Source organism: Campylobacter sp. RM16192 (genome assembly GCF_004803855.2).
In the GTDB taxonomy this organism is placed as follows: Bacteria; Campylobacterota; Campylobacteria; order Campylobacterales; family Campylobacteraceae; genus Campylobacter_A.
Genome location: NZ_CP012552.1, coordinates 160,140 through 184,438 on the forward strand (window position 1 = coordinate 160,140; position 24,299 = coordinate 184,438).

A 24,299-nucleotide genomic window follows, 5' to 3' on the forward strand; every position below is an offset into this window, starting at 1 on the left:
TTTAAAGCCTTAAATAGCTCATCTTTGTCATAAATTTTAAAGTCAATTTTTCATAAAGCGCAATGGCTTTTTCGTTGAAATTATAAGCGCATGAATTGAGCCTAAAAACCTTTAGCTCGCTAAACGCATAGTTAATTATAATTTGCATTAATTTTGCGCCTTGATTTTTTAAATTCGGATTTGCATAAAGTCCGAATTCGCACTCCTCATCGCTTATGTTTATAAAGTCGATCACACCGATAAACTCGCCATTTTCTTCGACCAAAAAGTAAAGTCTATCAGAAGCGCTTTTTAAGCTGTCGATAAATTTAAGATGCTCTTTTAAGGTTATATTTTTTGAGCGCATAAATTTCGCTACTCGCTCATCGTTTCGCCAATCAAAAACCATCATTTTTTGCTCTTTTGTAAGCTCGGTAAAATTTATAAGACGGATCATATCTCCTCGCTTGTATAGGCTTTATATCCGTTTTCAATAAGCCATTTATACATCTGTTTTTGATTATTTGCAACCATAACTGCGCTGAAATTTGCGCCTAAAACAAGCGCTTCGTTTACAAGAGAGCTTGCCGAGATGATAAGCTCTTTACTCTCGTTCATTAGCCTTGCGATTTGATTCGAGTCGGTAAAAAGAGTTAGGTTTTTATAGCTTTTCTCAAGCTTTTTAAGCGCGTTTAAATTTGCATTTGCACTTGTTGTAACAAGGATGATTTTTAAATTTTTTTCAAGTAGTTTAAGCGCTAAATTTGCACTCAAATTTTGTATATCTGTTCCGCCAAGTGCGATAAAAACGTCATAAATTTTCTCTCTTTTTATCTTTTTTTCTTGATAAAATTCATCTCTTACCAGCATAAATTCTTGCCCGCACCAAATTTCACAAGCGGGAGGCAGTAAATTTTCATATTTTTTAGCATTGGCAAATATATTGACGTTTAATAAAATATCGCAAAAATGGCTCTTATACTCATCGTCAAAGCTTAAAATTTTAACTCCTGTAGCCTTCTTTATCGTCTTTTCATCTTCGTAATTAATGCCGTAGTGATCGATGATAAGAAGTTCAAATTTATTAGTGTTTATAAGACTTATTAGCTCATCTAAATCATTTGTTTTAAGAGTAAAAACGCGAAATTTTATCTCGTTTATGAGCGAGCCTTCAAAATTTATGCAAGCAAAGCTGATGTCTTTGAATTTCTTTGCAAGAACAAGATCTCGCCTGATGTGTCCGTGTCCGATAGTTACGGAGCTATCGGCTCTAATTAAGGTTTTTAAATTTGCAAGCTTCTCAAAGCCCATGATTGATTTTATAAAGTTTTTTAGCAAATTCGAAATCTTCAATAGTATCGATATCACATACTAAATTTCGCTTTAAAATAAAGACTTTTGAATGCGGTTTAAACACCCATTTGCCTTGTAACCATGCATCACGTTTGCCAAAGTAAAATTGTCCTGCATCATGATATGCGGGTTCTAGATCTTGCGAGCGAGTGCTGTTATATTCAGGATAAAACATACTTGCTTTTCCATTTAAATCTATTTTTATAGCGCGTTGAATCGGAAAAGAAAATTCGCAAACAGAAAATAGATATTCGCATTCACTTGCTTTAAATTTATTATACGCTTCATTTAATACCTCTCCTTTTAAAAGTGGAGCGGTAGGATATAAGCAACATACCGTTTTAAATTTATCTCCCATTTTGATGCAGGCATCTTTTATAACATCGCCTGTTGAAGTAAAGTCGTCGCTAAGGTTGGCATCTCTTAAAAATGGTGTTTTGGCACCAAATTTTCGCGCAACTTCAGCTATCTCCTCACTGTCAGTGCTTACTATTACTTCATCAAACACTTTTGAACTTAGAGCCGCTTTGATACTGTAAGATATTATAGGGTTACCTAAAAAATCTTTGATATTTTTATGCGGGATTCGCTTGCTTCCGCCTCTTGCTGGTATGACGCATAGGTTCATATGCTGCACTTTGGATTTGCAAATTTAGCAAGCACGTCAAGCAGAGTGTCTGCTACAAATTTCGCATCATCCATACTCATGCCTTGATGACACGGCAGGCTAAGCTCTGATTTGTAAAAATCCTCTGTAACCTTTAGCTCAGTTTCGCCATAAAGTTGCTTGTAAAAGCTAAATTGATAGGTAGGCTTATAATGTACCTGAACCCCCACTCCACGATCGTGAAGCTCCGCAAAAATATCTTCTTTAGCGCACCAAAGAGTGCTAAAAAGCAAGATCGGATAAAGATGGCGCGAGCTTTTTTTGTTTTGAGGAATTTTTATAGTGCTAAAGTATGGATTTTTCTCAAATCTTTCGTCGTAAAACTGCGCTATACTCTCTCGCACAGCTATCATCTCATCAAGCCTTTTAAGCTGATTTAGCCCAAGCGCGCAAGCTACGTCGCTTAAGCGATAGTTGTATCCAAGCACGCTCATATCGCTGTTCCAAAGGTGAGTTTTATTTATGCCGTGTGAGCGGTAAAGCCTCGCAAGACGCGCTATCTCATCGTCATTTGTAACAATTGCGCCACCTTCAAAAGTGGTGATCGGTTTAATCGCATGGAAGCTAAATACGCTAGCATCGGCGTGAATGCCTACTTTTGCGCCGTCTATCTCGCTTCCAAAGGCGTGCGAGGCATCATCAAGCACTTTTATACCTTTTGCGCGCGCTATTTTCATAATTTCTATGATATTTACGCCGTTTCCGCCAAAATCAACAGGAGTTATGACCTTTGTTTTTGAGGTGATGAGCTCAGAAAGCTTGTTTTCGTTTATATTTCCGTCAAATTTTATATCGCAAAATTTCACTTTTGCGCCGACCATAAGAGCCGCATTTGCCGTTGCCGCAAAGGTTAAAGGCGTAGTTATAACCTCGTCGTTTTCTTTTACGCCAAGAGAAAGATATCCGACGTGAAGCGCAGAAGTTGCCGAATTCATTACTACCGCGTGTTTTACTCCGACATATTCGCAAATGGCCGCTTCAAATTGAGCCACCTTATCTCCGCCTGTTAAAAACTCGCCCCTCATAGCCTCGCAAACTGCTGCTATATCGCCGTCTTTGATCTGGTGCTTGCTGTAAGGTATCATCCTATCATCTCCAAAAGACCCTTTTTGTCAAGCCAAATTTTATTTGTATTTGAGCTGTATTCAAACCCGTCTTCGACAAGCTTACCTCTTTCGCCAAGCGCATTTGTCGAAAAATCTTGTATAGTTGCAAACTGAATGGATGGGCTTATCATGTAGTGGTCGTTGAATTCATAAGTTAGATGCGCATCATCCTTGCCGACCATCACTTCGTGCATCTTTTCGCCAGGTCTTATGCCGATGATTTTGACTTTAAGCTCCGGTGCAAGAGCTTTGGCAAGATCAAGCATAGTCATGGAAGGAATTTTAGGGATAAAAATTTCTCCACCTTTCATGCGTTCAAAATTTTTAAGGACGAAATTCACTCCTTGTTCAAGGGTTATCCAAAATCTTGTCATCTGCTCATGCGTCACTGGAAGCTCTGTCGCGCCTTCTTCTATGAGCTTTTTAAACAGTGGCACAACCGAACCGCGTGAGCCTACGACGTTGCCGTATCTTACGACACTAAAGCGAGTTTTTTTGCTGCCTGCGATGTTGTTTGCTGCGACAAACAGCTTATCGCTTGCAAGCTTTGTAGCGCCGTATAAATTTACCGGGTTACAAGCCTTATCCGTTGATAGTGCGATCACTTTATTTACTCCGCAAGCAAAGGCTGCGTCAATGACGTTTTGAGCGCCGTTGATGTTTGTTTTTATGCACTCCATCGGGTTATATTCGGCTATGGGAACGTGTTTCATCGCGGCTGCGTGAATGACAAAATCAACTCCATCCATCGCGGTTTTAAGCCTCTTTTCGTCTCGCACGTCGCCGATAAAATATCTCATCGCGGGATTTTTAAAAACTTGAGCCATTTCGTATTGCTTAAGCTCGTCTCTTGAGTATATAATTAGCCTTTTTGGCTTAAAATTTTTAAGCAAAATTTCGGTGTATTTCTTGCCGAAGCTTCCCGTTCCGCCGGTTATAAGAATAGATTTTTCATCAAACATACAGCATCCTTAAGTTTAAACACCACAAGCAAGAACGATACCAATTTAAACTTTGCAAATTTTGTCTAGAGTTTTTTTGTCAACTAAATTACCATAATCTTTAGTTGAAAAATGCTTAGGGATTTTGATGTAGTTATCTCCATAAACCATTTTTAAATACTTATCAAATTCTTTTGGTATCGAAAGTTCAAAATTTTTATAAGGATATCTAATAAACTCTGAAATCATTTCTTTTGGTATATAGAAGTACTTTCCATTATATCCTAAAACACCACATTTTCCATAATCATTATAAACATTTATATCTAAAACCATTTTTTCAATTTCATTGTCGCTAACTACTATCTTAAAAATTTCCCCAACCTTTCTTACTATATCTTCTTTTTCAAATTTCACTACTTCAACTTTAAATTCTTTAAAAAATTTAGGTAATTCTTCTGCCAAAAACTCTAAATTTTCATATTTTAAAACCATAATATCAACATCAGATACTACGCTCAAACTTCTTTTTCTTAGCATGCAAAGCAAAGATGATCCGTCTATAAAATAATCAATATTGTTTTTAATAAAAAATTCATCAAGTTTTTTTACTGCATTATCAGTAACTATATCTCTAGTTGGTGTAGAAAAAGAGATGTCTTTTTCCGATAAAATTTCTATTTTTTCTCGATTTACACCTAGGCTTAAGAGTTGTTCTTGCATATCCTTTGCCCATACACCACCTAAAAATACTTTGTCGAATTTTAAATTACAAATATTATTTGCTGCAAAAATTTCAATATCTTCAAATTTATTTCCAACAATTTTTAAATTGTTTTCTATAAAACCTGTAATTTTATAGTTTGGATCTTTGCTTAAAGTTCTATATATAGCTCTACCTGCTGCACCTATGCTAAATATTAAAGTTTCCATCATTTTTATGCCTTTAATTTTTTTGTAATTTTAATTAATTTTTTAATATAATTTTACAAGAAAATTTTATAAAAGGAGATAAATATGCAAGAGAAAATAGAGCAAACGATTAAAAAGACTATAATTAGTTTAAAAGACGAAGCTGTAGATTTGAATGATCAAATTTTTCTTTTCGGTAGAAACGATGCATTATTTGATAGTGTAGGATTAGTAGGTTTTTTGATAGAATTGGAAGAGAAGATTTATGATGAATTTGGTAAGAATATTACTTTGGCTGATGAAAAGGCAATGAGTCAAAAAACATCGCCGTTTATTAATATAAAAACATTAACTAAGTACATACAAAAGTGTTTAAATGAATAAAAATATCTTAATAACCGGCACAAGTAGAGGAATAGGAAAGGCTCTAAGTATCGGCTTTTTAGAAACTAATAAAGTGTTTGGTTGCAGTAGAAGTGATAGCGACATAGAACATAAAAACTATAAACATTTTTGCATTGATGTTTGTGATGAAAATAAAGTTATAGATATGGTAAGGGGAATAAAACGTGAGTCAGGAAAGATTGATGTGCTTATAAATAATGCAGGAGCTGCGTCTATGAATCATTTACTGACTACAAATTTAAATAGTGTGAATGAACTGTTTAACGTAAATTTTATGTCGGCATTTTTATTTACAAGAGAAGTAGGCAAAATAATGAGTCGCCAAAAATATGGCAAAATAGTTAACTTTTCAAGTGTAGCAGCAGCTTTAAATTTAGAAGGAGAAGCTATTTATGCAGCTGCAAAAGCAGCTATAGAAAATTTTACCAGAACTAGCGCTAAAGAGCTGGGGAAATTTAATATCAATGTTAATGCTATTGGTATATCTCCTACTATGACAAATCTTATTAAGGCTGTACCAAAAAATAAAATAGATGAGTTGCTGGAAAAACAAACTATAAAAAATTTTTGTGAATTTGACGATATAAAAAATACGATTGACTTTTTGATAGACGATAAAAGTAAAATGGTAACAGGACAAATTATATATTTAGGCGGTGTATGGTGAGCTTTTTATTAAAAAACTTTAGCGATTTTTCAAAAAAAAATGCTGTTATTCACAATAATAAAATTTATACTTATGAAGATCTTTTAGCTAAAATAAATGAATTTAAAAGCAAACTTAGTGATATAAAAAGCGGAGAAGTTGTAGGTCTTATAGGCGGATACAGTTTTGAAAATATAGCTTTGTTTTTAGCGCTTTTTTTAAATAAAAATATTATAGTTCCCATAAACTCAAATATCGATTCGGAAGTAGAGCAGCGGCTAAAAGAAGCATTTGCAAACAAAACGATAACTTATAAAAACGGCTTGATATTTATAAAAGATTTATGTGAAAAAGAATCTAATATCTTAATCAAAAAGCTACAAGATAACGATAATAGCGGACTTATATTATTTTCTAGTGGCAGTTTAGCAAAGCCAAAAGCTATAGTACATAATCTTGATAACTTAGTTTTAAATTTTAAGGATAAAAAGCCAAAAAATTTAAAAATGTTGTTATTTTTGCTGTTTGATCATATAGGAGGCTTAAATACTCTTTTAAATGGTCTTGCCATGGGCGCTACGCTTATTATAGCAAATGATTTTAGTACTGCTAAAATTTGTGAATTGATAGAGAAATTTGATATAAATGTATTGCCTACTACGCCTAGTTTTTTAAATTTGCTTTTAATCAATAAAGATTATGAAAAATTTGATTTAAATTCACTAAAATTGATTACATACGGCACTGAAAGAATGGATGATAACATACTTAAGCGATTAAAAGAAGTATTTAGTAAAGTTAAATTTATTCAGACTTTTGGAACAAGTGAAACTGGAATTATGAATACCAACTCCAAATCATCAACGTCTACTTTTTTTAATTTAAACCCAGACGAGTATAAGATTGTAGACGGTGAGCTTTATATAAAAAGTAAAACCGCATTTTTAGGATATTTAAATGCAGATAATCATGATGATAATGGATGGTTTAAAACCGGTGATTTGGTAGAAGTCGGAGAAAATGGTTTTTTAAAAATAATAGGACGTAGCAAGGAGATGATCAATGTTGGAGGCAACAAACTTTTAGCTGGTGAGGTTGAAAGTCTTATTTTACAAATTCCAGATATAAAAGATGTATTGGTTTATGCTGAAAATAATGCTATATTGGGTCAAAACGTGGCTTGCGATGTAGTTTGTAATTTGCAAAAAGACGAAGTAAAAAATTTAATCAGATCTTTTTTAAGAGATAAAATTCCTAGTTATAAAATTCCTGCTAGAATAAACGTTGTTAATAAAATCGATATGACAGCCAGATTTAAGAAAGATAGGCGACTTAATCGCTAAGCCCATTTTATACTATATGTCTTTTTAATTTTTTTTAGCAGATCTATGGTTGAATTTTCTAAATTTAAAAAATCTTCTTTTTTTAGTGCTAGATAATAAAATTCACTGTCTTTTTTTATTTGCCTAAATCCAAAAAATAAGTTAAAATTTAAAGCATTTTGATTATTTATTTTCACATTTGATTCTATTGTGTCTATTTTTTTAAAAGCATTTTCAAAAAATATAAACGCACAAAGTAATTTCAATATAGCATCTATATCATTTTTATAAAATATCCCCCATAATCCGTTGATTAGACTGACGCCGCCCACTACCGAGTTACCGATCGTAATCGCAAAATATTGATTATTTTTTAAGTTTTTAATCCAGTTTATATGCGAGTTTAAACTGATTTTATCCGTATTTTTACTAGCTTCTCTTACATGCTTTAAATTTCTTATAGCTAAAATTTGCTTACTTGTATCGTAGTCTAAATTTATGTAGTCGCAAAAGCAAATTTCTCTCATATCGCACGTGCCTTTTCGTTTATCTCTTTTAAATCCTCTTTATCGTCTATTTCGCAAACAAATCTATTGTCTACTCTAACTTCTTTTATAATTATTTCACTTAGCATACTTACAAAAACATTATCATAATAAAGTTTTTTATCGCTAAAAGCTTCTTTGGGGAGTGATTTAATGCGTTCTTTTATTAAAATGGCATCATTTTTTGTAAAATAGCTTATTCCAAAAAGGGTAGGTAAATTTTTATTTGATGGCTCTATTTTTGTTATACGATTATTATCATCACAAGTCACTATCCAATCATTTTTATTATTTATCTTTCTTAGTGTAGTATAGTATACCGATGTATCTGTAATTTGCAATATGTTTTTTAACATCACAACATCCGCATCTATAACGAAACTATTGCCGAAAAAATCCAAAGCAAGGCAGAAGGAATAAAGATTGTTTAAAGTATCAAATTTGTCGTTATGTATCAAATTTACATTAAATTTTTCTTTTAAATATTCAAAATCACTAGCTTTGTATCCGGTTATTATGTTTATATCGTTTACGCCAATATCATTTAAAAATTCTATAGTTCTTTCCAGATTGACTCTGTCTGCTATTTTTAAAAGTGATTTATGTTTATTTACGGTTATTTCTTTTAGTCTAGATCCTAGGCCTGCTGCCAAAATTATAGCATTCATCTTTGTCATTTTACATTACTCGTTACAGAACCTAGCATTATTAAAATAGCACATATTAGCAAAAAAATGGAAAATGTTTCACCGACAATAAAGCCAAATATTATAATCCAAGCCGAATATGATATATTGAGCCCCATTGCCCTCAAAGCACCTATTTTTGCTATTGCTTTATAATAAAATGTGTATGAAACGGTTGCAAAAAAGGCCGCAATAACAATTAATTCGTAGTTTATTATATAAGTATTTTGCGTATTTTGTACTATAGAAAAGATTAAAAAAGATCCAAGAGCAATAGATGAACTAACGCCTTGCCTGATAAATAAAGCTACTTTTTCGTTTACGTTATCTTTTAGTGCCAAATTGATGATGACGCACTCACTTCCCCAGCACATGGCACAAAGAAGTCCGAAAATAACTCCCAGCAGATTAACATCTCTAAATTCTATATCAAATATAAAGAGTGATATAGTAAAACTAACAGCTATAAATAACCCTAAAAATCCTACTTTACTAAGCCTTTGCCCAAGCAAAATTCCAGCTATTATGACGCTAAAAGCCGGATAAAGACTGCTTAAAATACTTGCAAGAGGGGCTTTAGCGTAATGGATACTTAGCAAAAAAGATATCATGCCTAAACCGCCTGCCATTGAAGCTATTGCTATAACCAGGAGTTGTTTTTTGTTTAGTAAAAGATTTATTTTTGAAATTTTTAAAAAAATGCCTATAAATAAAAAACTTGTAAAGTCATGTATGGCGACTAGAAGTAGAGCAAAAATTTGCACTTTTGATAGCAACAAAGTATCTATTGCCCAAAAGATACCGCTTAGTATTCCAAATATCAAAAATATTTCCTTCTTAAAGCATCATTTAAACGCTTTTGTCCGTATTCTAAATAGTTTTGCTCGTTACTTGTTTTTGCTATAGACCAAGCACTCCATAAAAGATCCATTAATCCTTTATAAATTTCTATTTTTTCTAGTTCGTCTTGAGTTGGATCGTAATATTTTAAAAATTTATCTTCTTCTTTTTTTGATAAATTTCCTTCAACAAAAACAGATGCCAAATCCCAACACGGATCGTTTGCTCCCGCGTATTCCCAATCTATAAAAACAACTTCATTATTATCTGTTATCAATATATTTTCAGGCACTAAGTCTCCGTGTGTGGGTACCAATATCATATCTTTATCGTGATATTTTCGGTTTATATTGTAAATTTCGTCTCTTAAAAACCAGAAAAGTTTTAATCCGTCTTGAAAATTAGGTATTAAATTAATAGATGTTTTGGATATTTGTATATATTTTTGCATTTCTATAAAAGGGTTAAATTCATATTTTAATTTAATTTTTAAATTATGTAAAGATTTTAAATGTAGTGCAATTTGAGGTAAAAAATTTGATATATTTTTTGGAGTTAAATTTATAGCGTTTGATAAAAATTTAGTTATTTTTGTCCCAGAAATGCTATCAAAATATATAGTTTCTACACCAAAACCAAATTCGTGCATTTTATTTTGTATATAAAATTCTTTCTCACGACTAATAAGCTCATTGGAGTTAATTCCTGAAATTCTTAATACAAATTTCTCATCATCGGTCGACGTAACAAGAAAATTGATATTAGTCATTCCTCCAAGTAAGCTAATATTTTTTACTTTTAGTCCGGTGGCTTTAAAAAAAATATCTTCTTTGTTCATAATTTTTTAAAAAAGCAAATTGTATACCAAATTTTATGTCTTATAAGAAAAATTTAACTAAATTCTGCAAATTACTTCAAAATCCTAGGCAGAGTGATGCCTTCCTGAGCTTGGTATTTGCCTTTTTTATCAGCATATGTCACTTCGCAAGGCTCATCACCTTCGATAAATAGCACTTGCGCGATACCTTCATTTGCATAAATTTTAGCCGGAAGCGGAGTCGTGTTTGAAATCTCAATCGTGATATGCCCCTTAAATCCAGGCTCAAAAGGCGTGACATTTACGATGATACCGCATCGCGCGTAAGTGCTCTTGCCAAGACAGATTGCAAGCACGTTATCAGGCATATTGAAGTACTCAACCGTTCGAGCCAGCGCAAACGAATTTGGCGGAACTATGCAGACATCGCCCACAAAATCAACTACGTTTTTCTCGTCGAAATTTTTGGGATCAACTACGGTGCCGCCTATGTTTGTAAAAATTTTAAACTCATTTCCGACGCGTATATCATACCCGTAGCTGCTAACGCCGTAGCTAACGACACCTTTGCCTATCTGCTCTTCGCAAAAAGGCACGATCATTTTGTCATTTAAACTCTTTTCGCGTATCCATCTATCGCTTTTTAGACCCATTTATAGCTTCCTTTTTAGTTTCTTTGGATTTTATCACAACTTCTTTTAGCTATCGTTAAATTCGCTCTAGTAAATCAAATTTTCCAGAGCTTCGCTTATGTTTTCATGCTCGAATTTAAACCCTTGTGCAAGCAAATTTGCAGGATAGGCTTTCTGTCCTTCAAGCAGTATCACGGCTCCTTCGCCAAATTTAAGCTTGAGTGCGAAATTTGGCACTTTGAAAAAAGCAGGGCGATTTAGCGCTTTAGCGAGTGAAGCGGTAAAAATTTTATTTGTTACGGGATTTGGCGAAGATAAGTTGTAGATGCCCTCTTTTTGGCTATTTATCACAAATTCATACGCTCTTGCAAGATCGTTTATGCTTATCCATGAAAATCCTTGGTTGCCGTCTCCTAAAATCCCGCCAAGTCCAAATTTAAAAACAGGAAGCATTTTTTCTAGCGCGCCGCCACTACCAAGCACTACGCTAAGGCGAAATATCGCGGTTTTAACACCAAATTCTTTTGCCTTATTTGCTTCTTTTTCCCACTCTCTGGCAAGCCTTCCTAAAAATCCCTCGTCATATCTATCCGATCTCTCGTCGTGTTCTTTACCACTTTTATATATCCCAACAGCCGAAGTTGAGATGAAAATTTTTGGCGGATTTTTTAGAAGACTCATGGCTTTTACTAAATTCTTAGTTGTATCAATCCTGCTTGAATAAAGCTCTTTTTTATACTCTTCGCTCCATTTTTTAGAGATGTTTGCGCCTGCTAAATTTATGATAACATCGGCACCTTCAATAGCTTCTTTAAGCCTTTGCGTATCGTTATACAAAGCTCTTTTTATAGGCACTATCTCATGACCTTTGTTTGCTAAAAATTTACTTATGTAACCGCCTACAAAACCGCTAAGTCCGTTTATGGCTATCTTCATGCTTTTCCTTTTTTGTATTTTATCATCATTTGTCTGAGCTGGACGGATTTAAATTTTAGAAAATGCGTTTTAATTAGTATATAAGATTATATTTTATATTATCGCTGGATATTTTAATAAAAGGAATATGCAATAAAAAAGATAGCTCTTTTAAGCCTGGTTGCAGTTTTTGCGCTTGGTGCGAATAGTTTACTCGTAGGTGCCGGTGGTGGATATAAAAAGCCGGTTACTGCGGTTATTGAAAATCTTAAAAAAGATGGTCTTAGCGTGGAAGGTGCATTTGCAAACATCAAGCAGATCACTATCCAAGCCGCAGAAGGCAAGATGGCTGTGATAGTGGGCGATGAGGCGTTTTTAAACAAAAGCGGACTTGAGATAAAGGGCTATGAGCGCCTAGGAAAAGGCACTTTAGCTCTTGTGACACCAAAGGGAAAAACTATAAACGACATCAAAGATATCGTGAAATTCGAGCGTATCGCGATGCCTGATGCTAAAAAGGCGATTTACGGTATCCGCACGACAGGATTTCTTAAAAATTCGAACTTAGAAAAAGACGTGGGCTCAAAAATGCTTGCAGTTGCGGGCGTGCCTCAAGTTGTGGCTTACGTGCTAAATAACGAAGTTGATGCTGGATTTATAAACTCAACAGAAGCTGAGGCTAGAAAGAGTGAGTTTGGTTCTATAATATATGTAGACGAAAGCCTTTATAGCCCTGTTTATATTAGTGCTGCAAAGTTAAAAGCATGCGAAAATAACGCTGCTTGCGATAAATTTATAAAAGAGCTTGGCAATGAGCGTTCAAAGGCGATTTTTAGTAAATTCGGACTAAAGTAATCAAATTTGAGCGATTTAAATTGGCTCTTTCACCCGTTACTTTTAAGCGCTAAAACGATTTTAGTAAGCTTTATTTTGCTGGTCGTTTTAAGGCTTCCTGTAGCTTATTTTTTGGCTTTTTATAAAGGTAGATTAAAAGCTATTTTTGATGCTTTAGTTATGTTTCCGCTTATATTTCCGCCTATAGCTACGGGATTTTTACTACTCTATCTACTTGGCAGAAACGGCGTCATAGGAAGTGTTCTAAATTTAGATATAGTATTTAGCTTTTACGCTCTTGTCATAGCCTCTTTTTTGGCTGGACTTCCTTTGTTTGTTAGCCTATTATGGCTGTGCTTGAAAATTTCCCAAAAAGTATTATAGAGGCTGCACAAAGCCTTGGAAAAAATAGGCTTGAGATAGCTATTTTTATAATTTTGCCCAATGTTTTTAAAAGCGTTGTCTCGGCACTTATATTGGCCCTTGGAAGAGGACTTGGAGAGGTCGGCATTACTTTGATGCTTGGAGGCAATATTGTAGGCAAAACCGACACCATCTCACTTGCTATATTTAACGCCGTTTATGACGGAGAAAACGAGCTTGCGCTTATTTTGAGCTTGATTTTAGTCGTCCTAAGTATTTTTATGTTCGGATTTATCAATTTTTTAGATCGCAGAAAAAACTTTTAGTAATTTTTTGATACAATAAGCTACTATTTAAAATTTTATAGGAGAAGTTTATGAAAAAAGATGACATCAAAGAGTTGATCGAATTTTTCAACGAAATGGATATGAATAAGATCAAGATAAAAGATGGCGATTTTGAGATCGAACTTGAAAAATTCGCCGATTGTTGCGAACTTCCTAAACCAGCACCTCAAGCCCCAGCTCCTGCACCGACTCCTGTTAATGTTGTTGTAAGCTCAGAGGTTAAACAAGCTTCAAGCACTAAAGAAAGTATAAAATCGCCTATGGTAGGAACGTTTTATATGGCCCCAAGTCCTGGAGCAGCTCCTTTTGTAAAAGTTGGACAAAAAGTAAGGAGAGGCGAAGTTATAGGCATTATTGAAGCTATGAAAATCATGAATGAGATCGAAGCGGAATTTGATTGCGTTATCACAGAGGCTCTAGTGTCTGATGGACAACCTGTAGAATTTGGAATGTCTTTATTTGGAGTGGAGAAAATTTAATGGAGATCAAAAGAGTTTTAATCGCAAACCGTGGTGAAATAGCACTAAGAGCCTTGCGAACAATCAAAGAGATGGGCAAAGAGGCGATCGTTGTTTACTCTACTGCAGATAGGGATGCGCTTTACGTCAAATACGCTGATGCTGCTATTTGTATAGGAAATCCTCGTTCAAGCGATAGCTATCTAAATATTCCCGCTATTATTTCCGCAGCCGAGATAAGCGAAGCTGATGCAATATTTCCTGGATATGGTTTTTTGAGTGAAAATCAAAATTTCGTTGAAATTTGCTCACATCACAACCTCAAATTTATAGGCCCTAGTGTAGAGGCTATGGCTCTAATGAGTGATAAAAGCAAGGCAAAGCAGATGATGCAAAGAGCTGGCGTTCCGGTAATACCTGGTTCTGACGGAGCTGTAGCTGATGTAAAAGCGGCTAAAGAGCTTGCTAAAAAAATCGGCTATCCTGTTATTTTAAAAGCTGCCGCAGGTGGTGGCGGACGCGGTATGCGTGTGGTAGAAAAAGAAGAGGATATAGAAAAGGCATTTTGGTCTGCCGAGAGCGAAGCTATGAGTGCTTTTGGCGACGGAACGATGTATATGGAAAAATATATCTTAAATCCGCGCCATATCGAGGTTCAAGTAGTAGGTGATAGCCATGGAAACGTAATTCACATAGGCGAGAGAGACTGCTCTATGCAGCGCAGACACCAAAAGTTGATCGAAGAGAGTCCTGCTATACTGCTTGATGATGATACTCGCTCTAGACTTCATGAGACAGCTATTAAAGCGGCCAAAGCGATAGGTTATGAGGGTGCTGGAACATTTGAGTTTTTAGTAGATAAGGATCTAAATTTTTATTTCATCGAGATGAATACACGCCTTCAAGTTGAGCACTGCGTTAGCGAAATGGTAAGTGGAATCGATATTATAGAGCTTATGATAAGGGTTGCCGAGGGTGGTGTTTTACCAAGTCAAGACAGTATAAAACTAAAAGGACACTCTATAGAGTGCAGAATCACTGCCGAAGATCCAAATAGCTTCACCCCTTGTCCTGGAAAGATAACAAAATATGTCTGCCCAGGTGGACGAAATGTGCGCATGGATAGCCATATCTATCAAGATTACTCTATACCTCCTTTCTATGATAGCATGATAGGTAAGCTTATCGTGTGGGACGAGGATAGAAATAAGGCGATTCATAAGATGAGAGTTGCGCTTGAGCAGCTTGTTATACAAGGCATAAAGACGACTCGCGATTTTCATCTAGCAATGATGGAAAACAAAGACTTTATAAATAATAACTACGACACAAACTACTTATCAAGACATTAAAATTTTGGCAGGGTTTTATACTCTGCCAAAATAGCTTCTTATCTGCATTTCAGCTCAATTTATAAAATTTAGGCTAAATTTATATAAAAATTTAGAGGAGAATTTATGAAAAAATACACTCTTATTACTGGTGCTAGCTCTGGTATAGGACTTGAAGCCGCAAAGGCATTTGCAAAGCGTGGCGAAAATTTAATTTTGATAGCCAGAAGAGCTCAAAGACTAGAGAACTTAAAAAATGAGATTTTAAAATTTGCTCCTACAATCGATGTAATCATCAAAATTTGCGATCTTTCAAATATAGAAAATGTATATAAAATTTATGATGAGTTAAAAATTTATGAGATTAAAACATGGATTAATAATGCAGGCTTTGGCGATAGCGCGCTTATAGGTAGCCAAAATTTAGAGAAAACAGAGCAGATGCTTGATCTAAATATCAAAGCTCTTACTATATTTTCAACTCTTTTCGTAAAAGATTATCAAAGCATTGATGGCACTCAGCTTATAAATGTATCCTCTGCTTGCGGATATAGTATGGTTGATAGCTTTGGGGTATATTGTGCGACAAAATTTTATGTAAGTGCATTTACGGAAGCGCTTTATAGACAGCTTAAATCAAATAATGCAAAAATGAGTGCTAAAATTTTAGCTCCCGCAACGACACAGAGCGAATTTAAGCAAGTTGCCATAGATGCTGATGAGTACGATTATGCTAAAAATTACAAAAACTATCACACAAGCGAACAGATGGCGGAATTTTTGCTAAAGCTGTATGATAGCGATAAGTGTGTTGGCTGGGTGGATAGAAAGAGTTTTGATTTTATCTTAAAAGACCCTATTTTTGATCACGTAACAAAGGTTAATATATCATAATAAGTAAGCGCGATAACGCTTACTTATTATTATCTTAAATATTTTATGTCTGCTTTTGCTCTTAGTTTATTAAAGTATTCAGCCACTACGCGGTCTTGTTCAAATTTGTAGATAGTTGACATGACCTCGTTTTGAATATCTTGAAAATTTGGTAGAGCTTCACCTGATTTTAAATTAACCAAAAACATCTCAAATCCGCTAGGAGTTTGGAAAATTTGAGTGAAAGATCCATTTGGAGTTCTGTTTAAAACAGCTCTTAGTTGAGGTGGTAATTGTTCGCTTTTCAGCTCTAAATTTTCTGTATGTACATCTTGGCGTATGCTCATAGGTGATGCTTGTATCATCTCCATAGATTGCCTGTTTTGTGATATATATCTGGTCATTTTTATCTGGTCAAATTGTAAAAACATATGCTGATTTTGCTCGAAATATGCTTTTGCAGCCTCTGGTGTAATGTTTATTCTGGCATCTCTAAAGATATTTTGATATAGCTTTTCTTGCTTTATGCCATTTGCAACATCTTCTTTGAATTTCGTATAATCCATGCCTTGTGAAATTATATTATTTCTTAGTTGTGATACACTTAGTCCGCTTTCTTGGGCGATTTTTTCTATTTTTTCACTAATTTCAAAGCCCGTTGCTTCTATTTTTAGTGCTTTTATCTGGGCTTTTTCAAGCCTATCTTTAATTAAGAAATTTAAAGCATTTTTCTCATCTATTTTTAAAATTTGTGAAGTCTTATAGAGTTCGTGAAGAGTTATAGGTTCGCTCTCAACTATTGCCACAATGCCATTTACCATCTGGGCAAAGGCGAAATTTAAGCTCAATAAAAAAGTTAAAAAAAAGATCTTTTTTGACATATGAAACCTTTATTTAAGTCTAAAGTAAATATAATTGTCGGCATTATAACATTTTAATATTTAAGTTAGATAAGGCAAAATGATGATAGTTACAAGATTTGCCCCCTCGCCTACAGGATACCTGCATATCGGAGGGCTTAGAACAGCGCTTTATAGTTATTTGTATGCTAGAAAAAATGGCGGCAAATTTTTACTCCGCATAGAAGATACCGATTTAAAAAGAAATTCAGAAGAGGCCACAATCGCGATTAAAGAAGCGTTTGATTGGTGTAGCTTGGATCACGATGGTGAAGTTACCTACCAATCTAAAAGATTTGACATATATAAGGCTTTCGTGCAAAAGCTTCTAGACTCAGGACATGCCTATAAATGCTATATGAGTAAAGAGGAGCTTGACGAGCTACGAGCTCAGCAAGAAGCAAGAAAAGAAAGACCAAAATATGATAATAGATATCGTGATTTTACAGGCACTCCACCTGAGGGCATAGATCCTGTAATACGTATCAAAGCTCCGCTTGACGGCGAAATTTTGATAGATGACGGTATAAAGGGCGAAGTGAAATTTAGAGTTGAAGATATATTGGATGATTTTATAATAGCTAGAAGTGACGGCACTCCTACTTATAATTTTACCGTTGTTGTCGATGATGCTTTAATGGGTGTAACTCATGTAATAAGAGGCGATGATCACCTATCCAATACTCCAAAGCAAATCGTGTTATACGATGCTCTTGGGTTTAAACAGCCTAAATTTTTTCACGTTGCTATGATAAACGGCGAAGATGGTAAGAAGCTAAGCAAACGCCACGGAGCAACCGATGTGATGGAGTATAAACGCATGGGCTATCTGCCTGAAGCGCTTTTAAATTTCCTTGTTAGGCTTGGCTGGAGCCACGGCGATGATGAAATTTTTAGCATGGAGGATATGTTAAAATATTTTGATCCTCATGATATAAACAAGAGCTCAAGTACATATAATGCTCAAAAATTAGACTGGCTAAATGCCCATTATATCAAGACCTTGCCTTACGATAGACTTGCAAAAGAGATGATGGAATTTGGGGTTGATTTTAAATCCATGCCAAAGGGCGAAGTGCTTTTAAACTCGCTTCGTGAACGCTCGAAAACTTTGGTTGAGATGAGCGATAGTGCAAGAGTGATAATAAATACTCCTAAGGTTTATGACGAGAAAGCTTATGCTAAATTTATTAACGAAACAAGCTTGAAAATTTTGGCTAAATTTAGTGAAATTTTAAATGAAAATTTGGATGCCAAGGGATATGAAGAGCTTACTAATAAATTTCTTGAAGCAAATGGAATTAAGCTAAAAGATCTAGCTCAAGCGCTAAGGGTCAGTTTAACTGGTTCAAGCGTATCACCATCGATTTTTGAAGTGCTTGAAGTGCTTGGAAGCGATGAGGTTAAAAATAGAATAAAAAACATAATAAAGGAATAAAAATGGCGCACGTAACAAAAGAAGAATCGCTTGATTATCATATAGGTGGAAAGATAGAGATAAAGGTAAAGACTCCTTGCGCGACAGCAGAGGATCTATCTAAGGCCTATACACCGGGTGTTGCAGAGCCTTGCAAAGAGATAAGTAAAGATAACGAACTTGCGTATAAATACACAAATAAGGCTAATTTAGTTGCTGTTATTACTGATGGTACAGCTGTTTTAGGACTAGGCGATATCGGAGCGGTAGCTGGCAAGCCTGTAATGGAAGGCAAGTCTGTTTTATTTAAAAAATTTGCAAACGTAGATGCTTTTGATATCGAGATAGACGAGAAAGATCCTGGGAAGATAGTTGAAATTTGTAAAGCTATAGCCCCTACTTTCGGTGGTATCAATTTAGAAGATATCAAAGCCCCTAAATGCTTTGAAATAGAAAGAAAACTTCAAGAAGCTGTAGATATCCCTGTAATGCATGATGATCAGCACGGAACAGCCATGATAACTAGTGCAGGGCTTATTAATGCGATTGAAATTTCAGGTAAAGATATAACAAAGATAAAGATCGTGGTAAGCGGTTCAGGAGCCGCCGGTATAGCATGCGCCAGAATGTATAGGCTGCTTGGTGCTAAAAATATAGTTATGGTTGATAGCAAGGGTGTGCTTCATAAAGAAAGAGATGATCTAACTCCTGAAAAATTGGAATTCGCGGTAAATACAAACGAAAGAACTCTAGGTGATGCTATGAAGGGCGCTGATATGTTTTTAGGTCTTAGTAAGCCAGGAGTTTTAACTAAAGAGATGGTAAAAACGATGAATCCTGAGCCTATAATCTTCGCACTTGCAAATCCTACGCCTGAGATTTTTCCTGAAGAGGTTAAAGAGGTAAGAGATGATGTGATGATGGGAACTGGTAGAAGTGATTATCCAAACCAAGTAAATAATGTACTTGGCTTTCCTTTTATTTTCCGTGGAGCGCTTGATGTCAGAGCCAAAAAGATAACAGAAAATATGAAAATGGCTGCAGCAAAAGCTCTTGCGAAATTAGCTAAAGAGCCTGTGCCTGCTGAGGTTTGCAAGGCTTTTGGAGTAGATGAGCTAAAATTTGGTAAAGACTATATCATACCAAAGCCTTTTGACAAACGCGTGCTTACAGCTGTAGCTCCGGCAGTAGCGCAAGCTGCGGTAGAAGATGGAGTGGCTAGAGTAAAAGATTTTGACATAAAAGCCTATATAGAAACACTTGAAAAAGGCTTTTAATATGAAAAACATCAAATTGATTTCTCATCCCTTAATAGAGCACAAATTGGCGATTTTAAGGGATAAAAACACAGAGCCTTTTCAGTTTAGAATGCTAGTTGACGAGATAAGCTATTTGATGATTTTTGAGGCGACCAGAGATCTAAAGTTACGCGATGTAACCGTAGCAACTCCGGTTGCAAATATTACAGCTAAAAAGCTTGCTACTAAAATTATGATATGCCCTATTTTAAGGGCGGCTCTTGGTATGCTTGATAGCGTATTTAAGATAATTCCGGATGCTAGTGTTGGATTTTTGGGCTTTCAAAGAAACGAAAAGACAGCCGAAGCTGAGTTTTTTTACGCCAAACTCCCTCAAGATGCCACAAATAGAACCGCTATTATAATTGATCCTATGTTTGCTACTGGCGGAACTGCGATAGATGCGGTTAAATTTCTAAAACAAAACGGAGTAAAAAATATCAAATTTATATCTATTATCGCAGCTCCTGAGGGTCTAAAGAGATTTAGCGAAATTTATCCAGAAATAGAGGTTTATACGGCGGCAATAGATGAGAAGCTTAATGAGAAAAACTATATAGTTCCTGGTCTTGGCGATGCGGGCGATAGAGTTTTTAATACACTATAAAGGAAGTTATAAAATGAAAAAATATTTTACCTGTTTGCTCTTGGTCTTTTTTATGTTTGGTTGTGCAACAACTTCTGAGCCAAAAATGTCAAAAAATGCAGAAACAAAAGAGTATTCAAGTATGCTCTATGCCATGAAAGTAACTAGCGAAGATGGTTGGCAGACCGCCTCTATGATAGATAGTGATGATAGATCGTATAGTTTAAAAAGGCAAAAAAGCGCTACAGGGATATTATTAAAAAATAGTAAAATTAGTGTCCATATAAAGGGGAACTTTGCTCTTTTCCAAAGTGAAGAAGGGGAGATGATCGTCTTAGAAGAGCCTAAATAATATCTTTGTAGCTAAAATAAATTTATAGGAATAGATATGAAAACCGTTGTGATTATGTCGCATCCGTATTATAAAAATTCTAGGATAAATAAGGCTCTTTTTGAAGCAGCCAAAAGCATTGATAATATAGAAACAAGGCATCTAGAAGAGCTTTATGGGCATGATACAAGCAAAATTGACGTGGTAGCCGAGCAAAAGATCCTTCAAAGTACCGATAGAATCGTATTTCAATTTCCGATGTTTTGGTTAAATGTTCCTGCTATGCTAAAAGCATATATGGATGAAGTTTTTACTTATGGCTGGGCTTATGGAAGCACCGGAGATAAGCTTAAAAATAAAGATTTTTACGTAGCTGTTAGTCTTGGAAGTTCCGAGTCTGAATATTCAAAAGAGGGCAAAATAAAGTTTAGTTTGGATGAAATTTTAATTCCTATTAAGATAACTGCAGGCTATTGTGGCATGAATTTTAAGGGCATATTTGTAAGTGGAGGAGTTTATCGCATGAATGACGATGACATTGCAAATTGCTCTCAAAGATATATTGAACTACTTAAAGGCAAGCAAATTTGATATGCCAGAGTTTCTTGTCCTCTTAAATTAGGAAGTATTTTGATATTTGGTAAGATTGACTATCTTAACTTGCTTCCTTTTCATATATTTTTAAAACGCTCCACTTTAACAAGTTACTCTAAAAAAACAATTGAGTTTAAAAAGGGTGTTCCAAGTAAGCTAAATAAAGACTTGCGTGCACGCCGTATCGATGCTGCAGTAGTTTCTAGTGTGGAAAGTTTTAAAAAACGATATAAAAAGCTAAATTTCGGAATTGTCGCAAAAGATGAGGTAAAAAGCGTCTTAGTCCGTAAAAATTCTATTTCAAAGTCCGATCCCGCTTCTGCTTCATCAAATTTATTGGCTAAAATTTTAGATATAAAAGGCGAGATTATTATAGGAGATAGGGCGTTAAAAGCATATCTAAATGAGGGCCGAGATAAATTTTATGATTTGTCTAAAGAGTGGAAAGAGCGCACAAATTTACCATTTGTTTTTGGTCGATTTTCTTGCACAAAAGATTATCAACTTTATAAAAATTTATCTCAAAATTTTCTAAAACAAAACATCAAAATACCAAACTATATATTAAAGCAGTATGCTGATAGCAGAGGTATTAAAGGCGAAGATATCAGATGGTATTTGAAATTTATAAGCTACAAGATAGATAAAAAAGAGCAAAAAGCACTTAAAATATTTTCTAAAGAGGCTAGATTACTCAAATTTAAGCAATTTAACACTTAAATTTGAGATAAATTGCTTAGAGCTCATCTTGAATAACAGGAGTAAACTCTTCCCATCTAAGCTTTGTTTTTGCTGTTGGCATCTTGCTTTGGAACGGCTCTTTTTTCATAGATGCTACGGCAACACTATCGCCTTCGGGTTTAATAGGCGCTTCAACTGCCAATAAAACTCTATCGATTTGTATTAAAATCTCCACTAGCTTAGCGTAAGAGTTGAAAAAATTTGCACTTTTATGCTTTTGCAAAAGTGAAGCAAACTCATCTGCAAAGTTATTTACAACCTCTTTAAATAGTTTTTTGCTAATGTTTTTCGCACCATTAATCTCGTCGTTTAAAAATGTAGCCATAATGAGAAATACAAATCCGATAAAATCTTCACTATCTTTGCAAATCTCACTATTGCGGCGATAAGGACTGAGTTTCAGGCACTCTATAGTTCTAAGCCTGGCCGCTCCATCATCTCTTCCGTCCTCGTAAAATGAGGCGTTAAGAGGTATGTTTGAGTAGGCGAGATCAAATAAAACCTCGTTTTGTTCTTTTAAAAAAGCATCAAAATCAAATGCTTGTAAATTTTTAAACGCCTGATTCATCTCTTCTGTTAATGGATTTTGCGCTAAATACTCAAGTTGACTTTTCCATATTTTAAATTTCTCATCATTTTCATGGAAAAATAGAGGAAACGATAAAAATTCATAAAGGTATGCGCGCGCTTTTGTTATATTTTTATCCATTTAATATATCCTTGTGCATAGCTTCGATTTGTGCTTTTACCATTACTTTTGCCTTGCAATCAGAGCAGCAATATAGAGTTTTTAGCTTAACCGGATCGTTTGCAAATTTAGGCGACATAATCGCAGCGATTTTTTCGACAGCTTTTTTGGTTGCAAACTCTTTGCCACACTCTATACATGCGAACAATTCATCTTTAGCAAGTTCGTTGTATACGAAGTATTCGGGCGTAAGTTCTATTTGACCTCGTTTTAATACTATCGTATCTTTCTCTGCGCAGCTTAACTCGCAATATCCGCAGTTGGTGCAAATGCTTGGGTTAAACATTATCGAGTTTGTTTTACTATCTGCTACTAACGCGCTTACGTTACACGCTCCGACACAGCTTAGACATAAAGTACAGCTATCGCGGTTTATCTCTACTGTTCCGTAGCTGATATTTTCTCCGGTTTTTACCACTCCTAAATTTTCGCCTCCGACAAACCACTCTAAGCGTTTTGCAAAAATTTCGCGTTTAGGCATAGCGTATTCGCTCATTGAATGTTGCGAACCATCTATTAAAGAGGCTCTTTGTAGGGCATCTTTTAGTTCGCTTTCATTCATCGCTACTTCAATTGCTTGGCGGTTAAATTTGATGTTATAAATTTGATTGACGATTAAGATCGCATCCTTTGTGCCTTTGCTTACAAAGTCCGTATAAAAGATCACACTAGAACCGCTCTCTTGCAAAAGAGTCATAAAGTGAGATTCATGAAGCCATTTCTCTCCCTCTATTGCAAATGGAAGTACGTTTTGAGGTAGTTTTAGACTTAATTTTTCTAAATCCATTTTCTTTGGAATTATAAGCGGAATTTTACCTTTGTACATCTTTGCAGTATTGACAAACGAATTTCTAGGCATATGCGAATAATCAAGCGCTCCACTAGGGCATACACTAATACATCCTCCACAGCCCAAACAGTCTATATGAGAGAATACAAGGTGTTTTGTCTCATCTTCTTTTAGTATTGCAACTGTAGGGCATATTTCAGCACACCTACCGCAAATTTCTTGCCTTCTTTCATGGTATTGACAGATTGTCGAGTCGTAGCTTATATGGGTTTTGTATTGAAATCTTGGACTTTTTTCGTTTAGTAAATTTAAAGCATCTTCATCGCTCATATTAGCGATTTCATAACAGCCACTCTGTTTTAGCATATAATCTCTTGCGTTTTCAACGAGCAAAAAGTCGCAATCTATCTCAAATTCATCGTTTGCACGAAGTACTATGACGCTTAGTTCGCCAGCCGCACCATATAAAAATTTTACTTCAAAGTGTGTAAGTTCAATAACCTTAAATCCGTTTTCTCTAAGTAGATTAGCTAAATTTTCACGTCCTATGTTGCTTACTAATACTACGTTTTTACCGACGGTTTTTTCATGGTCCACATCTCTGGCTAGATCAAATGCATTGGCTCTGGCTTCATATAGTAAAAGCGTATTTTTAGCCTTATCAAGCACGCTATCTTCGCTATTTTTTAAGTAAAAATTTATTTCGTTAGCTACTATATTTGCCTTTAGTTTTGGCGAATTTGATACAAGGTATTCGCCCTCTTTTGATATATCAATCTGCTCATTTAGCATAATGGTATCGTCAAAATCGTTATAAAAGCCAAATTCTTTCATTTTTTGTTCTCCCATTATCAAAAACTACTGCATTTTATTATTTATGCCATTAATAGGTACTGAATTTTTTAATCTATTTTTTATATTAA

General features: G+C 34.9%; 28 protein-coding genes and 1 pseudogene. 14 read left to right on the top strand and 15 right to left on the bottom strand.

Features of this window, described 5'->3' with window-relative positions; genetic code table 11:
* Position 1: 1 nt before the first annotated feature.
* Genes pseH through CDOMC_RS00840 form a run of 6 tightly spaced genes read right to left on the bottom strand, consistent with a single transcriptional unit; the run spans position 2 to position 4,982 of the window.
* A complete protein-coding gene (gene pseH, locus CDOMC_RS00815) occupies positions 2-436 on the bottom strand; it encodes a UDP-4-amino-4,6-dideoxy-N-acetyl-beta-L-altrosamine N-acetyltransferase (protein WP_169975484.1) in 435 nt (144 codons plus the stop codon).
* Entirely contained in the window at positions 433-1,290 is an 858-nt protein-coding gene (gene pseG / locus CDOMC_RS00820) for a UDP-2,4-diacetamido-2,4,6-trideoxy-beta-L-altropyranose hydrolase (protein ID WP_172129605.1), read from the bottom strand. The genes pseH and pseG overlap by 4 nt, the downstream gene beginning before the upstream one ends.
* Entirely contained in the window at positions 1,280-1,960 is a 681-nt protein-coding gene (pseF, locus tag CDOMC_RS00825) for a pseudaminic acid cytidylyltransferase (protein ID WP_172127093.1), read from the bottom strand. Before pseF ends, pseG begins: the two co-directional genes overlap by 11 nt.
* The gene (gene pseC, locus CDOMC_RS00830) at positions 1,957-3,084 is read right to left on the bottom strand and encodes a UDP-4-amino-4,6-dideoxy-N-acetyl-beta-L-altrosamine transaminase (RefSeq protein WP_172127102.1); all 1,128 of its coding nucleotides are present in this window, start codon (positions 3,082-3,084) and stop codon (positions 1,957-1,959) included. The genes pseF and pseC overlap by 4 nt, the downstream gene beginning before the upstream one ends.
* On the bottom strand, positions 3,081-4,067 hold the full coding sequence (gene pseB, locus CDOMC_RS00835; protein WP_172127104.1) for a UDP-N-acetylglucosamine 4,6-dehydratase (inverting): 987 nt from the start codon (positions 4,065-4,067) through the stop codon (positions 3,081-3,083). The genes pseC and pseB overlap by 4 nt, the downstream gene beginning before the upstream one ends.
* A 45-nt stretch (positions 4,068-4,112) precedes the next feature.
* Entirely contained in the window at positions 4,113-4,982 is an 870-nt protein-coding gene (locus CDOMC_RS00840; protein ID WP_185768466.1) for a hypothetical protein, read from the bottom strand.
* An 81-nt stretch (positions 4,983-5,063) separates the two neighbouring features.
* Here CDOMC_RS00840 and CDOMC_RS00845 point away from each other — a divergent pair, with 81 nt between their 5' ends.
* The 3 genes from CDOMC_RS00845 to CDOMC_RS00855 are packed head-to-tail and all read left to right on the top strand — an operon-like array spanning position 5,064 to position 7,352.
* Positions 5,064-5,342, top strand: coding sequence for a hypothetical protein (locus CDOMC_RS00845; RefSeq protein WP_172127108.1), 279 nt, complete (start codon positions 5,064-5,066; stop codon positions 5,340-5,342).
* Positions 5,335-6,030, top strand: a complete 696-nt coding sequence (locus tag CDOMC_RS00850) for an SDR family NAD(P)-dependent oxidoreductase (protein ID WP_172127110.1) — start codon at positions 5,335-5,337, stop codon at positions 6,028-6,030. The genes CDOMC_RS00845 and CDOMC_RS00850 overlap by 8 nt, the downstream gene beginning before the upstream one ends.
* Positions 6,024-7,352: an ANL family adenylate-forming protein gene (locus CDOMC_RS00855; RefSeq protein ID WP_218975678.1), complete on the top strand. Its 1,329-nt coding sequence runs from the start codon at positions 6,024-6,026 to the stop codon at positions 7,350-7,352. Before CDOMC_RS00850 ends, CDOMC_RS00855 begins: the two co-directional genes overlap by 7 nt.
* Here the strand turns inward: CDOMC_RS00855 and CDOMC_RS00860 are convergent.
* The 6 genes from CDOMC_RS00860 to CDOMC_RS00885 form a co-directional block, all read right to left on the bottom strand.
* Positions 7,349-7,858 carry a hypothetical protein gene (locus CDOMC_RS00860; RefSeq protein ID WP_172127112.1) on the bottom strand — a complete coding sequence of 170 codons (510 nt, stop codon included), beginning with the start codon at positions 7,856-7,858 and terminating at the stop codon, positions 7,349-7,351. The two genes, CDOMC_RS00855 and CDOMC_RS00860, sit on opposite strands and share 4 nt — an antisense overlap.
* Positions 7,855-8,553 carry an NTP transferase domain-containing protein gene (locus tag CDOMC_RS00865; protein ID WP_218975679.1) on the bottom strand — a complete coding sequence of 233 codons (699 nt, stop codon included), beginning with the start codon at positions 8,551-8,553 and terminating at the stop codon, positions 7,855-7,857. Before CDOMC_RS00865 ends, CDOMC_RS00860 begins: the two co-directional genes overlap by 4 nt.
* On the bottom strand, positions 8,550-9,386 hold the full coding sequence (locus tag CDOMC_RS00870) for a DMT family transporter (protein WP_172127116.1): 837 nt from the start codon (positions 9,384-9,386) through the stop codon (positions 8,550-8,552). Before CDOMC_RS00870 ends, CDOMC_RS00865 begins: the two co-directional genes overlap by 4 nt.
* Entirely contained in the window at positions 9,383-10,240 is an 858-nt protein-coding gene (locus CDOMC_RS00875) for a choline kinase family protein (protein ID WP_185768467.1), read from the bottom strand. The genes CDOMC_RS00870 and CDOMC_RS00875 overlap by 4 nt, the downstream gene beginning before the upstream one ends.
* A 71-nt stretch (positions 10,241-10,311) precedes the next feature.
* Positions 10,312-10,872: a dCTP deaminase gene (gene dcd, locus CDOMC_RS00880; protein WP_172127120.1), complete on the bottom strand. Its 561-nt coding sequence runs from the start codon at positions 10,870-10,872 to the stop codon at positions 10,312-10,314.
* A gap of 66 nt (positions 10,873-10,938) precedes the next feature.
* Complete coding sequence (locus CDOMC_RS00885) at positions 10,939-11,787, bottom strand: TIGR01777 family oxidoreductase (RefSeq protein ID WP_172127122.1); 849 nt, start codon at positions 11,785-11,787, stop codon at positions 10,939-10,941.
* 156 nt (positions 11,788-11,943) lie between these two features.
* On the opposite strand from CDOMC_RS00885, the gene modA reads away from it, so the two are divergent.
* From modA to CDOMC_RS00910, 5 genes and pseudogenes are all read left to right on the top strand, one after another.
* Positions 11,944-12,621, top strand: a complete 678-nt coding sequence (modA, locus tag CDOMC_RS00890) for a molybdate ABC transporter substrate-binding protein (RefSeq protein WP_236861358.1) — start codon at positions 11,944-11,946, stop codon at positions 12,619-12,621.
* Positions 12,622-12,627: 6 nt separating this feature from the next.
* Positions 12,628-13,289, top strand: a pseudogene (locus CDOMC_RS00895) (molybdate ABC transporter permease subunit).
* 50 nt (positions 13,290-13,339) lie between these two features.
* Entirely contained in the window at positions 13,340-13,789 is a 450-nt protein-coding gene (gene accB / locus CDOMC_RS00900) for an acetyl-CoA carboxylase biotin carboxyl carrier protein (RefSeq protein ID WP_172127124.1), read from the top strand.
* The gene (locus CDOMC_RS00905) at positions 13,789-15,120 is read left to right on the top strand and encodes an acetyl-CoA carboxylase biotin carboxylase subunit (protein ID WP_172127126.1); all 1,332 of its coding nucleotides are present in this window, start codon (positions 13,789-13,791) and stop codon (positions 15,118-15,120) included. Before accB ends, CDOMC_RS00905 begins: the two co-directional genes overlap by 1 nt.
* Before the next feature lie 105 nt (positions 15,121-15,225).
* Positions 15,226-15,993 carry an SDR family NAD(P)-dependent oxidoreductase gene (locus tag CDOMC_RS00910; protein ID WP_172127128.1) on the top strand — a complete coding sequence of 256 codons (768 nt, stop codon included), beginning with the start codon at positions 15,226-15,228 and terminating at the stop codon, positions 15,991-15,993.
* Positions 15,994-16,022: 29 nt separating this feature from the next.
* On the opposite strand, the gene CDOMC_RS00915 is transcribed toward CDOMC_RS00910, so the two are convergent.
* Positions 16,023-16,853: a peptidylprolyl isomerase gene (locus CDOMC_RS00915; RefSeq protein WP_172127130.1), complete on the bottom strand. Its 831-nt coding sequence runs from the start codon at positions 16,851-16,853 to the stop codon at positions 16,023-16,025.
* Positions 16,854-16,935: 82 nt separating this feature from the next.
* On the opposite strand from CDOMC_RS00915, the gene gltX reads away from it, so the two are divergent.
* Genes gltX through CDOMC_RS00945 form a run of 6 tightly spaced genes read left to right on the top strand, consistent with a single transcriptional unit; the run spans position 16,936 to position 21,817 of the window.
* Positions 16,936-18,309: a glutamate--tRNA ligase gene (gene gltX / locus CDOMC_RS00920; RefSeq protein WP_172127132.1), complete on the top strand. Its 1,374-nt coding sequence runs from the start codon at positions 16,936-16,938 to the stop codon at positions 18,307-18,309.
* A gap of 2 nt (positions 18,310-18,311) precedes the next feature.
* Positions 18,312-19,565, top strand: a complete 1,254-nt coding sequence (locus tag CDOMC_RS00925; protein ID WP_172127134.1) for a malic enzyme-like NAD(P)-binding protein — start codon at positions 18,312-18,314, stop codon at positions 19,563-19,565.
* A 1-nt stretch (position 19,566) separates the two neighbouring features.
* Positions 19,567-20,193 (top strand): uracil phosphoribosyltransferase, encoded by a 627-nt coding sequence (gene upp / locus CDOMC_RS00930; protein WP_172127136.1) that lies wholly within the window; start codon positions 19,567-19,569, stop codon positions 20,191-20,193.
* 13 nt (positions 20,194-20,206) lie between these two features.
* Positions 20,207-20,524, top strand: a complete 318-nt coding sequence (locus CDOMC_RS00935; RefSeq protein ID WP_172127138.1) for a hypothetical protein — start codon at positions 20,207-20,209, stop codon at positions 20,522-20,524.
* Positions 20,525-20,560: 36 nt separating this feature from the next.
* A complete protein-coding gene (locus CDOMC_RS00940) occupies positions 20,561-21,094 on the top strand; it encodes an NAD(P)H-dependent oxidoreductase (protein ID WP_172127140.1) in 534 nt (177 codons plus the stop codon).
* Between the two features lie 39 nt (positions 21,095-21,133).
* A complete protein-coding gene (locus CDOMC_RS00945) occupies positions 21,134-21,817 on the top strand; it encodes an MqnA/MqnD/SBP family protein (protein ID WP_172127142.1) in 684 nt (227 codons plus the stop codon).
* A 16-nt stretch (positions 21,818-21,833) separates the two neighbouring features.
* Here CDOMC_RS00945 and CDOMC_RS00950 read toward each other — a convergent pair whose 3' ends face one another.
* Together CDOMC_RS00950 and CDOMC_RS00955 are read right to left on the bottom strand one after the other, a co-directional pair.
* On the bottom strand, positions 21,834-22,547 hold the full coding sequence (locus CDOMC_RS00950; RefSeq protein ID WP_172127144.1) for a TorD/DmsD family molecular chaperone: 714 nt from the start codon (positions 22,545-22,547) through the stop codon (positions 21,834-21,836).
* Positions 22,540-24,210 (bottom strand): 4Fe-4S dicluster domain-containing protein, encoded by a 1,671-nt coding sequence (locus tag CDOMC_RS00955; RefSeq protein WP_172127146.1) that lies wholly within the window; start codon positions 24,208-24,210, stop codon positions 22,540-22,542. Before CDOMC_RS00955 ends, CDOMC_RS00950 begins: the two co-directional genes overlap by 8 nt.
* Positions 24,211-24,299 lie beyond the last annotated feature (89 nt).